Source organism: Microcoleus sp. D2_18a_D3, from assembly GCF_036702455.1.
Classification (GTDB): Bacteria; Cyanobacteriota; Cyanobacteriia; order Cyanobacteriales; family Microcoleaceae; genus Microcoleus.
Map to the genome: position 1 here is coordinate 32,822 of NZ_JAUBTK010000011.1, position 16,015 is coordinate 48,836.

Below are 16,015 nucleotides of genomic sequence, written 5' to 3' on the forward strand. Positions count from 1 at the left end.
GATTGATTTTAACCCCAATTGTTGGAGATGTCTGTTTGAATTTATCGTTGGGTGGGGAGGGGTTTTCCGGTCTGTATGGCAACCGGAAATATTTTTGGTGAAAGCCGCCCCTACAGATTTATTTACCTTACACTTGACAAAAGTTGCGGTAAGTGCTATACCTAGACCAATAGACGGGGCGTTGATCACTCTGCCCTCCGAGTAGTAAAACCTACGCGATTAATGCAGGGACGCGAACAGCCATTGCTTTCAACTCCCCAAAACCTTTGATGCCGTCAGGCGATTAACTAAATTATTCCCGAGCAGGCTAGTGAATACTACCTCTCTCAAAAATCAAATGTCTGCACTCCGAGTAACAAGTTCGACAGACATTTCTTTCAGAGTAAATGGCTTAGAACTCCCAGCAGACCACGGTTACGGGCTGTTTGCAGCGATTTGTGAAGTAGTGCCGATGTTGCGGGCCGATCGCACAATTCGGCTGCTGACGGTGGCGGGATATCCAGACAGACAGGGGAAAATTACTCTCAAGCGCGAGATCGGGCGATCGTCGCGAATGCGGATCAGGGTGGCTGCAGAAAACGCGCACCATTTCTTTAAACTCGGTGGCCGGCAATTGTCTGTGGGCATCCACCAAGTCGTGCTGGGAGTGCCGACAATATTGCCCTTAAAGCCTGCTGCTGACTTGTTTGCTCGGGTTGTGGTGATTTCTGGCTACGAACAGCAGGATTATTTTTTAGCGGCGGTGAATCGGCAACTGAAAGCGCTGGGAGTGCGATCGGGCAATGCTGAAATTCCCCTCAATCAATACGGCGAAATCGCCAGAAAAACTATCAAAGTTAAGGGCGATACAAAAGTAGGTTATGCGGTGAAAATATCCGGGCTTACTGATGAAGATTCTTTGTTGGTGCAGCATAACGGTATTGGCGGCAAAGGACACATGGGAGGTGGCTTTTTTGTGCCTCACTGGGAGGCTAAATGAAAGTGAATTTTCCCCGACTTTTTGCTAAGTCTTTGCCCAAGGATTTTTCAAGGCTGCCTAAAGAAATTCAGTCAGCTCACTTTTTGCCCGGACATACTGCTGCGGTGTACTGTTCTGCTGAAATCATTCTCAACCGATTGCTGCCGATTATGTTGCGTCAATTAGGTTTGGGCGATGAATGGGCGAAATTGCTGTTGAAAACAACTTTGATGGGATGCTACATTCACGATTGGGGGAAAGCCAACCAGCACTTTTTGGGATTGATGGCAACCGAGTCAGTGCATTATCAAAAGCATCCTGACTGGCTACAAACGATTAAATCAGAATTGCCAACTAACGAAAGAAATCAAGTCCAACAAATAATCCGTCACGAAATTTTGAGCGGCATTTTGGTGCTGCAAGTTCCAGAATTTAGGCAGTGGCTGGAAAGTTGCGAAGATGTCGATTTGTTGGTGGCTGTTTGGGGGGCGATCGGACACCATCTCAAAGTCGATCCAACAAAGGAATTTGTCAAAACTAAGGGCTGCGGCAATGCCCCGCTTTATGTATTTTGCCAGCACAAAATTCCTTCTAAACCAGATTCAAAACCCGTCCGATATGATTTTAGGGCGCTGCTCAAAATTGGGACTGGCAGCCAGTTAAAATTGCCGCCAAAACTACCCCATGTCAAAAAATCAAATTGGACGCAGGAGGAACTAAAATATGCTGTTGAGGCAGTAACGGACGAATGCGAAGCAATGGCAAAAACTGTGGGGCGAAATAGCGATCGCCAGCGGTTCATTGCCGCAGTGAAAGCGACTGTCATTGCAGCGGATATCGCAGGTTCTGCGGTGCCGGAAATCGCAAATCAGCGACAATGGTTGAGGCAAGTTTTGGAGCAAGTATTGAGCCGGGAAGATTTACAGCAGGTTATCGATTCCCGGCTCAATAAAAAGCAGCCGAGGGGTTTTCAAAAGTCTGTTGCTGCGACCAAAAGTAGAATTACTTTAGTTAAAGCTGGTTGCGGAACTGGTAAAACAATTGCTGCTTATTTGTGGGGATTAAATTGGGCAATTAATAGAAAGCTGTTTGTGCTTTATCCTACTACGGGGACGGCTACTCAGGGCTTTTTGGATTACGGCACTTTGACTGAAGCTGAAACAGCTTTAATGCACTCTCGATCGAACATCGATTTAGAGGTGTACCAAGCTTTGATTAATGAAAATGACGACCACGTTGAAAATGAGTCGAGACTGCAAAGTTTCAAAGCTTGGATTGCCAAACTCATCGTCGGCACGGTAGATTCAGTTTTGGGATTGATGCAGAACTACCGCAAGCCGATTTATGCGTGGATTGCGATCGCCCAAGGTGCTTTTGTTTTTGATGAAGTTCACGCTTACGATGACAAATTGTTTAGCGCTTTGCTGAGATTTATTCAGACATTTAAAGGCGCGCCGATTTTGCTAATGAGCGCTAGTTTCACTCAGGAACAATTGGCAAAAATCTACGCTACCGTGTCGGAGTTGGGCGAAGAGATGACCGAGATTGAAGGCCCGAAAGATTTGGAGGATTTGCCACGCTATAAATTCCAAGTAGTTGAAAGTTCCACCGATGTCATGGTGGATGTCGCGGCTGCTTTAGCAGCCAATCAAAAGGTTTTGTGGGTCAACAATTCTGTAAAAAGTTGCGTTGATACTTACAATTTTGCGGTGAATGAGTTAGTTAAGTACCCGAATTTAGATTTTTTGCCTTTAGTTTACCACGCTCGATATCGGTACAAAGATCGGGTCGATCGCCATTCTCAAGTAATATCAGCTTTTTCGCAGAAAACTAAAGGTGTGCTGGCTGTTACCAATCAAATCTGCGAAATGTCCCTCGATTTGAGTGCCGATTTGCTGATAACGCCATTTGCAATTTTTGCGGCGCTGATTCAGCGGCTGGGGCGGCTTAACAGGCAAGTTGAGTTTGATGCTACTGGCAATTTGGTACTAGCATCGGGACGAATTTGCCAAGCTATATTTTATCCGACTAACACTCCTTATCCTTATACGGGAGAACAGGTAAAAGCTGGTCAAGAATTCGTTCGAGAAGTTGCGGAATTGGGGGAAATTTCGCAGACTGATTTAATGAATGCGGCTCTCAAAATCACCGGCGAACCGATCGCCGAATATGACTCTGCATGGCTTGACGGCTTGTGGTGTACCAGTCGCGAATCTTTGCGAGAGCCTGGGAATACCATTAATGTGATTTTAGCAGAAGATAGGCAAACTATCGAGAAAATTGCAGAGGAAAAAAGGGCGAAAAAAGGCATCAGTAAAAATAAGGCTTTGGCTGAAGAAGCACTAAAATGGGCGGTTCCGGTGCGGCTTCCCAGTCCTATTTCTCTACTCACAGATTGGAAAAGATTTCAAAAATTTTATCCGATCGCCCCAACAGATGCCGTGATTTACAGTGAGGTAACGGGAGCTTGTGAACAGTACAAATGTTGAAATTGTTCTTAACTTGCACAGCCCGCATTATACGGATATGCACGCGGCGGGTTTGGCTGGTTTGTGGATGACTTTAAAGCAATTTAATCTGGAGGGAATTAGTTATGATAAACTGAAATGGGAGCTGGGCGAATATGAAGTCGCGCTGAATATTCAAGGGAGTCATTTAGAGGCGATTGAATGGTTGATTCAAGAGTCGTTTTTGCTGAATGACGGATTGATTGGATTCCGGGGAATCGATTCGGAAAATCTCTTGGCGGAGTCGAGAGTGGCGCTGCATCAAGGATTGTTGAATACTTTTTTGCAGCAAGGGATACTTTCTAAAAGCGACGGCATAAAATCTCAATCTTTTGAGATTGATGAGGGCGAGTTGCCGCTAGTAGTAAGTTACAAGTCGCTAACTGAATACAGCCATCAAAAGTTTGCTAAAAATTTGTGCGATCGCGCGGGTTTCCTGCTAGAGAAACCCTTGGCAGTAGCGGGCTGGCTGAATCCCGGCGCTACAGTCAAACACACTGCTTTCACAGGCAAAACTAGCATCGAACAAAGCGCTTTAGATGCTTTAGTGTTGCTTTACGCGCCCGTAGTTTGCTGTTATTTCAAAATTCGGTCGTTCGCAAAAGGAGAAAAAGCATCTGCGGCTTTGATAATTCCTGAAATCTTGAATCTCAAACAGTTTGCTGAAACTAGAATGAGTTACGCCAAACGCCATCAAGCGTACAAAAATTTTCATGCTTCCGGGATTGGAGATGCAGCGCTGCGTTTTTTAGTGACTTACGAATCCGCAGTAGAGATTGCAAAAACTTACAAAGTTAGCCGCTGTCGCGCTGTGATTTTTGGGAAAACGCCGTGGAATCAAAAGCAAAAATCTCCGACGGACAAGTATTCCGTAACTGCGGATGCAAAAATCTGTGCCGCTTATCAGAAAGCGCAAAATGCTTTCAAGGATAAGTATGTAGTTTACGGAGATTCGGGCAGTGCCATTGTCCCCAGCTTGGCTAAAGGTTTAATCGCTGATGCTTTGATTAAACACCTTCCTTGGTACGGAGAGTTGGCGGCGAAAATAACTAGCAAAGAATTGTTCGATCGACTGTGTTATGAAAGTAAAGGATTTCGAGATATGGTAGAATATGCGGAGTGGAAAGAAGCATCCCACGGGCGGTTTGTTGAGGCTTGTCACGATGCTTTGAGAGGAATTTACGCTGGTTCTTTTAAGCAAGGAAAGGCTGAAGCAAAGCGCCAAAATGCTAGCGAAGAACACGGCAAAAATTTAGGTGAAAAGCGGATATCAGATGAGCGGGAAAAAGTGCGATCGAAAATGATTCGCTGCAAAAACTTTTCCGCATTCTGTTCTTTCATCACGGAATTTTGGTCGAAAGCGGGCTTTTCGCGAGTGCAGCAAGAATATCAAGCAGAATTGTGGAATTTAGTATTAGATGATTGGGAAATGGCAAGAAATTTAGTCTTGCTTTCCCTCGTCAGTTACAAAGGCAGGAAATCTGCTGAATTGCCGCCTGAATTGCCAAGCAGCAATCGGGTGGAGGTTGAAGATTCTGATGTTGATTTAGATGAGGATGATGGGGATGAGGAAGAAGAAGATGACGAAGATGATGATGGTGAAAGCGTGCCTTTGCCATCATCCCTTCGCAATTTACGTTAGGCAGAACTTACGCACACACTATATCTGTAACTGAGGAAATACCATGACTTATCATTTGTTTGGCAACATTTTGACCAATTACGGCATCGCTGCTAACAACCGGGGTGAAAACCAAGGTAACGTGACAACTTTGCAGCGCTTAGCATGGAAAAATTCGCTGCGGACTACTGTATCTGCTGAGGCTATTCGGTGGGCAATTCGCTATCAGTGGCAGTTTTTAGGAGAAGATGTCAACCGCAAATGGGATGATGATAAAAATGAAAATTATCGCGTTCAAGAAGGTGTTTTCGATCCAGAAATCTACATTGATGATGATGTTTTGGGTTACATGGATGCGAAAGCGGCAACGGAAGATATCAATAATGATGGGGTTCCAGAGTCGAGCGACACCAAACCAACTGCTAAAGGCGGCAAGGCTAAAGCTAAACTGAAAAAAGGGGAAAGTATTGCTCGCAGGGGGGTGCTAGAAGTGACTCGCGCGATTTCTTTGACTGCGGATACTGGCGATTTGTTTTTTGGCTCGACTAGCGGCAAAAAAGACCGGAAATCTATTCATCAAACGGAGGCTCACGCTACTCGCTATCAGTACGGTTTTGCGATGACTCCGCACCGTTTGAAGGTTGCGAATCGGGTGATTTCTGTTTTGGATGCTTTGGCTTCTCTCGGAGGTGTTGCGGGAAATCACGCTCGGTTTCTTTACGATTTTTCTCCTGAAAGTATTGTGCTCAGGTGGACTCACGATTTTGCTCCCCGGATTCTTTACTGCTTTGAGGAAAATCGCAAAGGGGAGATTTCAATATCGGATTTGGTGCGCCGCATTGAGGCTGGAGATATTGACCCGAATGAGGTGTGGATTGGCGGTGCAATTTCTGTGGAGCCGGAGGTGGAAGAATTGGAGCAATTGGGTGTGAAAGTTTTTCGGGGAATTAAGCCGGCGGTGAGGGATTTGCAGTCTGTGATTTTGTCGGATATCGATCGGGAGGCTGCATGATCGGGTTGCGAATTGAAGTGCCAATTGCTTGTTGGCGGCAGTCTTATGCGCGGGAATATGCGGAAAGTTATCCGGTGCCGCCGCCGGCTACGGTGTACGGAATGCTGCTGTCAATGGTGGGGGAAATTAACCGCTATTCTCACTGCGGCTGTAAGATTGCGATCGCCCTTTTGTCTGCTCCCAAAAGTTCGACTTTGCTGCGGACTGTTCGGCGGGTGAAAGTTGCGAAGGAGGAGTTTGCGGCGGGCAATGCGCGGCCGGATTTTCAGGTGTTGCTGACTGGTATTGATTTGGGAATTTGGGTGGATTTTGGCGGGGATGTTGGCAATCCCAAGCTGTTGGAAAGATTGCGGGAGGCAATTTTGCGCCCGGAGTCGGTGAGTAGATTTGGTGGGGTTTCGCTGGGGGAAAGTCGGGATTTAATTAATTCTGTTTTGCTGTGGCGGGATGAGTTTGAAGCTGATATTTGTCAGTGGTTGATTTTAGATCGAAATGGGTATTTGGCTTTGCCTTGCTGGGTGGATCATGCGGGTTCTAAAAAGACTAGGTGGCAGCGCTATGTTTTGGCTGATGCTGGGGATTTTTTGCTGGCGGATGTGTTGGCTGGGGTTGATTGCTGGAGTGCGATCGGGCCTGAGTAATGGATTTAGTGTGGCAAGGTGCTTGCAAAAATGGCTGGGAGGGTCTATTGTGGAAGGGGTTAGGCGATCGGCCTACTAATAACCTTTGATGCCGTTAGGCGTTGATCACTGCGATCGAACTGCTTTGATGTTGGAAGGAGGTTTTAAGGATTTAGTCGGGCAAGGTGCTTGCAAAAATGGTTTGGAGGGTTTATTCTTTAAGGGGTTGGGCGATCGGCCAAGCTGAAATAACCTTTGATGCCGTTAGGCGTTGATCACCTGTTGAGCGTGTAAAGCAACAGCGCGGAAATTGCTCTGAAATAACCTTTGATGCCGTTAGGCGTTGATCACTCACAACAAATCACAAGCCAAGACCGAGACAATGCCGACTGAAATAACCTTTGATGCCGTTAGGCGTTGATCACGTCACTTCCTGCCCTTCCCGGCGGTTCGCTCGTAGCCTGAAATAACCTTTGATGCCGTTAGGCGTTGATCACGCTGTCCCCGTTGCAGAAGGCAATACAGCCAACCCTGAAATAACCTTTGATGCCGTTAGGCGTTGATCACTCTCCCTCAGCCGGATTGAGCAATGCTTCAAAAATTCTGAAATAACCTTTGATGCCGTTAGGCGTTGATCACGTTCCTCAATGGGTGAAAGACTGGGAAGAGACGGGCTGAAATAACCTTTGATGCCGTTAGGCGTTGATCACTCTTTCGCGAGTTGGTGTAATGAGCACCGAAACCTGAAATAACCTTTGATGCCGTTAGGCGTTGATCACTAGTAGGAAGCGCCGCTGGCAACTCCGCCATTCACCCTGAAATAACCTTTGATGCCGTTAGGCGTTGATCACTCCATCAATAAGAAGGACACGGATACAGTGACCCTGAAATAACCTTTGATGCCGTTAGGCGTTGATCACATTTAATAAATTTGATTTTAGAGTTTCTTTGGTCAACTGAAATAACCTTTGATGCCGTTAGGCGTTGATCACGCAATTATCAGCAATCAGGGCGGAGTAGCTGCCGGACCTGAAATAACCTTTGATGCCGTTAGGCGTTGATCACGCTGCAAACTGCCGCAGTTTTAGGCACAAAAAAGAAGCTGAAATAACCTTTGATGCCGTTAGGCGTTGATCACAGAGGCTAGCGAAAACTGTTCCTACAGCAGTTTTGTATCTGAAATAACCTTTGATGCCGTTAGGCGTTGATCACAAAGAGATTGGATAAGTAGGTGTGCAGAATTAATTACACAATATTTCTACTGAAACCCTTGCCTAGCAAGGAGTCTTTATGTAATTAATTTTGTGTGGTTACTTATCAGCTCGACCGACTCCCCACTGAAATAACCTTTGATGCCGTTAGGCGTTGATCACGAAGAAGCAATTAGCAGTGTTGTCGGCAAAGAACTGAAATCACCTTTGATGCCGTTAGGCGTTGATCACAGCCTTCTGCGGTTGAGCAAAGCGGACTTGCAGAAACTGAAATAACCTTTGATGCCGTTAGGCGTTGATCACATTCAGGCGATTGACGGTATTGGTTTAGCCGCTTTCGGCGTAGCTGAAATAACCTTTGATGTCGTTAGGCGTTGATCACCAAATTACCCTTGTTTCGAGTGGCGATACTGTTTCCTGAAATAACCTTTGATGCCGTTAGGCGTTGATCACTACTCTATTTGACAATTTCCAACCCCGCTGACTCTGAAATAACCTTTGATGCCGTTAGGCGTTGATAACGTGATTTTGATTGGAAAAACTTTACTGCGTAAAGGTCTGAAATAACCTTTGATGCCGTTAGGCGTTGATCACATGCGGTATCTAGCAGAACCCATGCTAGAAGAAGCCTGAAATAACCTTTGATGCCGTTAGGCGTTGATCACGACTTACACCCGCAAATGTTCTAGGCTCGCAAGAACTAAAATAACCTTTCATGCCGTTAGGCGTTGATCACATAAATAAAATTTCCGTTCCTGAGTTTTAAGAGCTGAAATAACCTTTGATGCCGTTAGGCGTTGATCACAATTTGGGCAGCGGTAACTCACAGCTAATAGTTGTGCTGAAATAACCTTTGATGCCGTTAGGCGTTGATCACATCAGCGCTTGCTTGGAAGCGGGGATTAGCCCCGTCTGAAATAACCTTTGATGCCGTTAGGCGTTGATCACATTTAATAAATTTGATTTTAGAGTTTCTTTGGTCAACTGAAATAACCTTTGATGCCGTTAGGCGTTGATCACGAACCAAAAATTTTGCTTGTCCGCCTCGACATTCCTGAAATAACCTTTGATGCCGTTAGGCGTTGATCACGACTTCGGACGCAGCAACTCAGCAGCGGTAATTTTCCTGAAATAACCTTTGATGCCGTTAGGCGTTGATCACCAGCGCGAGGCAGAAAATTGCGGGCTGAATATTTCCCTGAAATAACCTTTGATGCCGTTAGGCGTTGATCACCGAGAAATTGAGTGTCCGCACATTGATGTCGATGTCTGAAATAACCTTTGATGCCGTTAGGCGTTGATCACAAATTCTGCCTTCAGCTTTTTCCAGAAATCAAGGAACTGAAATAACCTTTGATGCCGTTAGGCGTTGATCACCTCTGAAAGAAGCGCACCCGGTTTCGTTTCTAAGTCTGAAATAACCTTTGATGCCGTTAGGCGTTGAGCACTAACAACCTACTCCGTCAATTTTGTTTCCGCCTCCGCCCTGAAATAACCTTTGATGCCGTTAGGCGTTGAGCACGAAAGCGATGTAGTGGGAAGTTTGAGTGAAGAAATCATGCAGTTGGTAAATGCTGCTCTAAAACTGCATTTAGATGTCGATTAACTGTGATATATAGGCGTTTTTTTTCGTGGCACGGGCGTCCCGCCTGTGCGATCGCAAGCTTTTAAGCTATAATAGCTGCGTAACGTCGAGGTAAGTAAAAAAGTAACATGGATCAAACTTCTACAGTTACAATTAGCAATACATCTTATCAAACCCTCGCAGAAATCTCTGCACTCTCAGGAAAACCAATCGAAACAGTTCTCGAACAAGCGATCGAACAATACCGAAGACAACAGTTTTTAGCAGCAGCCAACCAAGCTTATCTTGCCTTACGCGATCGCCCAGAAGCTTGGCAAGAAGAGCTTGAAGAACGGGAAGCTTGGGATATCACTTTAGAGGATGGTTTAGAATGACATCCGCCAAACCATCACGGGGTGATATATGGCTGATTGACTTGAACCCAACACGAGGAAGAGAGCAAGCTGGCAAGCGTCCCTGTCTGGTGACATCTGTAGATTTATTCAATCAGGGTGCTTCGGGATTAGTTGTGGTACTACCAGTCACATCGAAAGATAAAGGAATTCCCTGGCACGTCGAAGTTAACCCCCCAGAAGGAGGACTTAGACAGCGAAGTTTCATTAAATGTGAAGATGTGCGATCGATCGGTATAGAAAGATTTTTTGAACTGTGGGGTACAGTTTCTCCCACAACATTAATGATGGTAGAAGAAAGACTGCGTATTCTTTTGAATTTATAGCTAAAAAATATTTTTTAAGCTTTCAGACAGATAAATATCCCTTTCATTCCCCTGACTGAATTTGACTCCTCACCCACTTCCTAAACCCTCGAATCATCGACGTTTCCCCGACATCTTTTTGCGTTTCCAAAAATCCCATAATCAGAGATGGCGAGAAAAAAGGGAAGTGAGGAGAAACCTCGCGTTCTAAATATTCCAATACGGTTCAGATAAGACACTCAGGGAGCATTGGTCACAAGTTAAGCCTGTATGGCAGTTGTCAAGGGGATTTGAGAAGATGTCTCAAAGAAAAATTGGTTGTTGCCTCGCTGTCGATCAGGGAAAGGTGCAACAATTAACTTAACATTGGGCTTTCGTTGAGATTTAACAATACCTAAATCTTGGTTTTCGGGCGCGGCGAAATACTTTGGAGGGTCAGTTGCCGGTGCGTTGTTGGCGGGCTACATAAAAATGGTAAAGACCCCGGTAAATCATCTCTAATGAAATCGCATCTATTGGTAAAGAGAGCAGGTCAGCAACGGCATCACCTAAATCAACCAAGAGTGCATAAAATATCCAAGTCCCCCAAACTTGAAGCTGAATGCCGTTGAGAGAACCCGTCCACAAATAACTTAAGCCCAAGAGTCTTTTGACGGTATTAAAAGCATCTTCAATTCTCCAGCGCCTGCGATATAAATCTGCGACGACGTAGGGAGGTAATACATGAGGTTCTAGCACGCTTGTCAAATAAGAATGCCAAATTTTACCGGAACGAATTTCAATCAAACGTAAGGTAATAAATGGAGTTTTAGAAGTTCCTGAGCCTAGCCTTATCCGACTATCTCGGAGTTCATAACTATTGGTAAATACTTGCTCTATTTTAATTGATGCTCCTTTTTTCAAACGAGTAATGAGCGTGGATATCTCGTTCAATTAATTTGAGCCAAAAGCTAAAATGATAAAATCCTCTATCCAGTAATAGTAAGGTTTGAGTTGGCACAAATTGCAGAAGATTTTATTCAAGCTTAACATCAGAAGCTCTCGGTTTTCCAGAAACCAAATATTAACAGGGAGCCTGGTTATTAAATCTATAACAGTTGCCATTTTTCCAGCCAACTGCCCTCTAGGTATATCTTCCAAGCTTTTGAGCTTGCAAAATAATGCTTCGAGCGTTGAGCTATCTATTATCCAAATTCTCGAAAATTTGGTCAAGGCAAATTGAATGCTTTCTGGTAGGGGTCGTTGGTTTCTCTTGTACCAAGCAGTTCTTAAACTTAGTAATAAATTTTTGAAGACTCCTTCAAATAAAGTGGCAGGAAAACTTAGAAACCTTTGAGACATTGCTTGTTGACTAACTGTCGTATGCCTGCACCACAAAAAACCTTCTCTTGCCAGCATTCTTGTGAGTTCTGTCACTCCAGCTACGTCTCGCCACAGCAAGGTTAATACTGCTGCTACCATCAACGGTAAGTTGAGAATTCTCCCTCGTAAACCCAGTTGACGGTAGTAATTTTCTTGTGAGGTGATGGCTGGTGTTAATAATGCAGATAGTTGCGAGGCAATTACCTCATCTTCCACCATTGGTCTTGTGTTTTTTTTGGCGTGGTCACGGTTGGTTTTTTGACTTTTAGCCATATTTACTGACCTACACAATCGCTCAATTATTTGTCAATTATATCGTTTGATAATACCAACATGGTACAACTATTATCGCTGGCCCCGACGCTGCTGTGCTCTGGCGGTGCTACTATACTCGCTCGACCGCCCACAATGCCTGTCAAGCGAACAAATTATTAATAATGATAATCGCTGTCGGTGGAAGAGTCGGCCGTTGGCGGACTCTCCCCCCTTACTCCTTGTTTGATTATCATTATTCTTTAATTATATTTATACACAAAGAGGTATTGACAAAATCTACTTTCTTCTAACTTGTTACCAATAATCTCGGTGAGAGTCCCTATTGGCCTAGATTTTCTCAAACGGTTCACAGGCGGGGATGAGGCAGAAGTCTGATTTTTTATTTTAGCAAATTAGTTGGCTTCTAATCTGAGTAAGATTAACGAGAGAGCGGATTCGCTGGAGAACCAATGCGAAAGAGGATCGTAAAAACATTATCATTCAATAATAAACGATTCCCCAAAACATCATCACCATAATCATATTGCTTATTTTGCCAATTGAGGGATAGGGTAGGACTGTTGTAGTTATTTTCCAGTTGCCAACTTACACTAGCACCGTAGAGAGAGCGAGTGGAGTTTTTATCGATGGGGGCGATATAACCAGACAGAGTGAGAGTGCTTAGAGGACGGATGGTTAACTCAGCGAGTAAGCGATCGTCGTAGGAATTGGGTAGGATATCACCAAAATAGTTGGTCAAACCCAGAGAAATAATTCCCCAATTCAGGCGAGCGCTAACGGCTACTTCACTAGCGGGTGAAATACTAAGTACATCACCAATTCTTGTTTCTTGATCGAGAGCATAATTAAAGCCAGTTGATAAGGTTAAATTTGCCCGCCTACTGAAACGAAAGGTTTTGGCGACACTCCCCCAAAGTTGGCTGTAATAATCGCGATCGGGGTTGAGATAACCAATCGCACCGCCGCGAAAACTCCAATTGTTTAGCGTGTTTCTCGTGTAATCAGCACCGAGGTATAGTTTGGGCTTTTCTGAAGCAATCACACCCGTATAGTATCGCAGGATATCTTCACCTCCCGTCCAGTTTCCGGTAAAGCTGAGATGAGGATAGTAAGAGGTTTTTTCCCCATAGATACTTTCTCTAACAAAGTTGACATCTTGCTGTAAAAAACCTAAATAAACTTGGGCATAAAAATTCTGCAAATTGGCCGTAGAATACTGATTTTGGTTAACCGCAGAGAATAACTGTACATTGGTATTTGCTCCACCTTCTGCACCAGCATCGACAAGGGTGACTTGTGGGCCTGTTGGATCGTAAAAGATTCGACCATCTTCAATATTGCGATCGATCACGGGAGAAAGACCGAGCCAAAGGCTGTTATAATTCGCTCTAGGAACTTGACTTAAGCTGGTGACATTAGGCGTTAAACTTTCGGCCCGTCCGAGTCCGGCGGAATATATCGTAAAACTACTGCTTGGTAAACGAGTATTATTAGCAGCTAAAAACAAGTTGCGGTTGATATTAGTATTAACCGGATTTTTACTGCCTTCTAGGTCAGGAATGACATCGGGTAAAATTTGCGCGCCCGCTTGAATTGCCGTATTTAGCCAGCGATTTTCATCATCAACAAAGAGAGTAAATCCTCGAACCGTCCGTCCTAAAACGGCTTCTCGATCGTTGGCTTTAACAACTTGACGAACTCGGGAAACAGTACCTGCAATCGTATAGTCAACTTCTTCTTTTCTATCAACTTTTGTTTTTTGGGATTGGCTGTTTCCCGGATAAGCACCGGAATTGGGAAAATAAAAATCGACGCCAATGGGTTGACTGCTGGTTCCCCCTTGAAAGCCGGGAAGCTGCATAAAAGCCAAAGTTTCCGGTTTGACAACCTCCCCAACCTGAGACGTTTGAAAGACGCGGGTAGGCACGAAAAATTCTGGATCTATACTATTGCGATCGATAACTAAACCTGGGGTATAAGTACATTGTTGGTCACTGGGAGTGTTGGGAAAAATACAAGCCCCCGTTAAACTCATTTGAATTTCTAACCCAGTCATGGTTTGGGGTGCGGTAGTTGTGGTTGTAATTGTTCGTTCTAGGGGAACAGTCCGCAGTTGAAAATAAGTGCCTTTTTGGTCTACTCTATAAATATTATTTCGGCTTAAACTTTCACTGACTCGACTGTTAAGTTTGAGAGTGCCATTAAAAAAAATATCGCTGTCTGTGGTGTCAGCAAAAGTATGGAAACCACTAAACTCCCATTCAGTTAGATGGCTGATGGGAATGTCATTGAGAGGTAAAGTAGTCGTGAAGGGGCTAAGTTTTTCGTCGGGCGCGATTCGAGGTGGAATAATGTAATCGGGGTCAGTAGATGGCGCAGAAGGTTGGGGCAATCCGTTAGGATTATTAGTTGATGGGGGTTTTGTGGGTTCAGGTTCAGAGGCTAAATTTGGGGATGAGGGTTCCAGGTTTGTAGCAGAAGTAGACCAGTTTGGTGTTTCTGATAAAGGGGTGGCTTGTGGAAGGTCGGAAACACTTGGAGCGATGCGAGGTGGAATAATGTAATCGGGGTCAGTAGATGGGGCAGAAGGTTGGGTCAATCCGTTAGGATTATTAGGTGATGGCGGTTTTGTGGGTTCAGGTTCAGAGGCTAAATTTGGGGATGAGGGTTCCAGGTTTGTAGCAGAAGTAGACCTCTTGGTTGTTTCTGATAAAGGGGTGGCTTGTGGAAGGTCGGAAACACTGGGAGCGATGCGAGGTGGAATAATGTAATCGGGGTCAGTAGATGGGGCAGAAGGTTGGGACAATCCGTTAGGATTATTAGTTGATTGGGGTTTTGTGGGTTCAGGTTCAGGGGCTAAATTTGGGGATGAGGGTTCCTGGTTTGTAGCAGAAGTAAACCAGTTGGGTATTTCTGATAAAGGGCTCGTTTCTGGAAGGTCGGAAACACTCGCAGCAGAGGAATCCAGTTGATTGGATGTGTCGAGTAAATTGGAGCGAGTTTCTGCTAGGGCTGGGGTTGAGTAAGCGATGCTAAGGAGAGTCAAACCGACGAGAATACTACCATTGTATGCTGTTGAGAGGAGCGCCGTAGGGTTAGCGATAAATTTGAGGAGGTTAATCATCATTAAAAGCGCGGCAAGTAGGGATTAAATATATTAGTTAATACAGTGATTCAAGCCTGATATCCTGATGATTTAATAACAATTCAATTTGTGGCTTTAATATTGTTGTTATATATAGAGGCTCTCAATCATTGGTACAAATATGTAGGGGTAGTGCTACCCCTACTCCCCGTGCCTACCCCCCACGGATCGGGGCAACCACGGGGGGTTTGCCCCTACAAGAATTAAATAATTCATTTAGGTTCGCTATAGATGCAATAAAAAAATATTTATTGGCATGAATATTTGGAATTTTTAATAATTATAAGATCAGAATCAAGGGTGCGCTAACGGAAGTTAACGCACCTGATAATTTCAGGATTTAGACAATTAGACAGGCGCGATAGCGCTAAAATCAGCCCTCATAAAGGGGGGAATCGATAAAATTACCCTCCCAAATCCCGGAGGAATTTGTGTTAACTAAAGAAGCGAGGGTTTCTCCGGTTGATGCAATTTTAATTAAGGTGGAACTACCACTTTGGGAAATCTGTAAATCGCGGAAAGTTAAACCTTCCTCTAATCGGATTCTGTCTTGCCTACCTTGGAAGCCATAGATCAGATCCTGACCCATTCCTGGTGCAAGGACAAAGGTATCAAATCCTGCATCCCCGTAGAGCCGATCGCTCCCTGCACCGCCATTGAGGATATCATTTCCATCACCCCCATACAGGATGTCATTACCCGCATTGCCGAGGAGTTGGTCGTTACCGGCATCACCGTAAAGGCGATCGCTGCCATTACCCCCGCGCAACAAATCGTTATCATTGCCACCATAGACAATATCGTTGCCACCACCGCCATTGATGGTATCGTTTCCGGCGTTACCATAGAGGATATCGCTCCCTGCTAAACCGTCGATTTGGTCACCAGCCGCAGTACCCCGCAGAATGTCGTTATTGCGTGTACCGGAGATTGGATTATAAAAGGGGTAGTCGATTGGGCCTTCTGAGTCGTGATTGCCTAGCATGAAATACTTTCTCCTGAAAAATAGTGAATTTGCGTC

General features: G+C 44.8%; 9 protein-coding genes, 1 pseudogene and 2 CRISPR repeat arrays. Of the genes and pseudogenes, 7 read left to right on the plus strand and 3 right to left on the minus strand.

Annotated features, from left to right (window positions below; genetic code table 11):
- Positions 1-310: 310 nt before the first annotated feature.
- From cas6 to QUB06_RS07630, 7 genes are all read left to right on the plus strand, one after another.
- Positions 311-979, plus strand: a complete 669-nt coding sequence (gene cas6, locus QUB06_RS07600; protein WP_333434776.1) for a type I-MYXAN CRISPR-associated protein Cas6/Cmx6 — start codon at positions 311-313, stop codon at positions 977-979.
- Entirely contained in the window at positions 976-3,447 is a 2,472-nt protein-coding gene (gene cas3, locus QUB06_RS07605) for a CRISPR-associated helicase Cas3' (protein ID WP_333434777.1), read from the plus strand. Before cas6 ends, cas3 begins: the two co-directional genes overlap by 4 nt.
- Positions 3,428-5,107 carry a type I-MYXAN CRISPR-associated Cas8a1/Cmx1 gene (gene cas8a1, locus QUB06_RS07610; RefSeq protein ID WP_333434778.1) on the plus strand — a complete coding sequence of 560 codons (1,680 nt, stop codon included), beginning with the start codon at positions 3,428-3,430 and terminating at the stop codon, positions 5,105-5,107. Before cas3 ends, cas8a1 begins: the two co-directional genes overlap by 20 nt.
- A gap of 43 nt (positions 5,108-5,150) precedes the next feature.
- Positions 5,151-6,098 carry a DevR family CRISPR-associated autoregulator gene (locus tag QUB06_RS07615; RefSeq protein WP_190738796.1) on the plus strand — a complete coding sequence of 316 codons (948 nt, stop codon included), beginning with the start codon at positions 5,151-5,153 and terminating at the stop codon, positions 6,096-6,098.
- Positions 6,095-6,739 (plus strand): type I-MYXAN CRISPR-associated protein Cas5/Cmx5/DevS, encoded by a 645-nt coding sequence (gene cas5, locus QUB06_RS07620; RefSeq protein WP_333434779.1) that lies wholly within the window; start codon positions 6,095-6,097, stop codon positions 6,737-6,739. The genes QUB06_RS07615 and cas5 overlap by 4 nt, the downstream gene beginning before the upstream one ends.
- Positions 6,740-6,961: 222 nt before the next feature.
- A CRISPR array of direct repeats spans positions 6,962-7,931; the repeat unit is 36 nt; unit sequence CTGAAATAACCTTTGATGCCGTTAGGCGTTGATCAC.
- A 124-nt stretch (positions 7,932-8,055) separates the two neighbouring features.
- Positions 8,056-9,451: a CRISPR direct-repeat array (repeat unit 36 nt; unit sequence CTGAAATAACCTTTGATGCCGTTAGGCGTTGATCAC).
- A gap of 191 nt (positions 9,452-9,642) precedes the next feature.
- Positions 9,643-9,888 (plus strand): hypothetical protein, encoded by a 246-nt coding sequence (locus QUB06_RS07625; protein WP_333239226.1) that lies wholly within the window; start codon positions 9,643-9,645, stop codon positions 9,886-9,888.
- Positions 9,885-10,232 (plus strand): type II toxin-antitoxin system PemK/MazF family toxin, encoded by a 348-nt coding sequence (locus QUB06_RS07630; protein ID WP_333434780.1) that lies wholly within the window; start codon positions 9,885-9,887, stop codon positions 10,230-10,232. The genes QUB06_RS07625 and QUB06_RS07630 overlap by 4 nt, the downstream gene beginning before the upstream one ends.
- 239 nt (positions 10,233-10,471) lie before the next feature.
- On the opposite strand, the pseudogene QUB06_RS07635 reads toward QUB06_RS07630, so the two are convergent.
- From QUB06_RS07635 to QUB06_RS07645, 3 genes and pseudogenes are all read right to left on the minus strand, one after another.
- A pseudogene (locus tag QUB06_RS07635) lies at positions 10,472-11,792 on the minus strand (IS4 family transposase).
- Between the two features lie 475 nt (positions 11,793-12,267).
- Positions 12,268-14,976: a hypothetical protein gene (locus tag QUB06_RS07640; RefSeq protein ID WP_333434781.1), complete on the minus strand. Its 2,709-nt coding sequence runs from the start codon at positions 14,974-14,976 to the stop codon at positions 12,268-12,270.
- Between the two features lie 391 nt (positions 14,977-15,367).
- Positions 15,368-15,979 carry a calcium-binding protein gene (locus QUB06_RS07645; RefSeq protein ID WP_333434782.1) on the minus strand — a complete coding sequence of 204 codons (612 nt, stop codon included), beginning with the start codon at positions 15,977-15,979 and terminating at the stop codon, positions 15,368-15,370.
- Between the last annotated feature and the right edge of the window lie 36 nt (positions 15,980-16,015).

Coding starts and splice junctions, on each gene's coding strand:
- QUB06_RS07615 (WP_190738796.1), top strand. CDS start 5,151: ATGACTTATCATTTGTTTGGCAACATTTTGACCAATTACGGCATCGCT.
- QUB06_RS07630 (WP_333434780.1), top strand. CDS start 9,885: ATGACATCCGCCAAACCATCACGGGGTGATATATGGCTGATTGACTTG.
- cas5 (WP_333434779.1), top strand. CDS start 6,095: ATGATCGGGTTGCGAATTGAAGTGCCAATTGCTTGTTGGCGGCAGTCT.
- QUB06_RS07625 (WP_333239226.1), top strand. CDS start 9,643: ATGGATCAAACTTCTACAGTTACAATTAGCAATACATCTTATCAAACC.
- QUB06_RS07640 (WP_333434781.1), bottom strand. CDS start 14,976: ATGATGATTAACCTCCTCAAATTTATCGCTAACCCTACGGCGCTCCTC.
- QUB06_RS07645 (WP_333434782.1), bottom strand. CDS start 15,979: ATGCTAGGCAATCACGACTCAGAAGGCCCAATCGACTACCCCTTTTAT.
- cas3 (WP_333434777.1), top strand. CDS start 976: ATGAAAGTGAATTTTCCCCGACTTTTTGCTAAGTCTTTGCCCAAGGAT.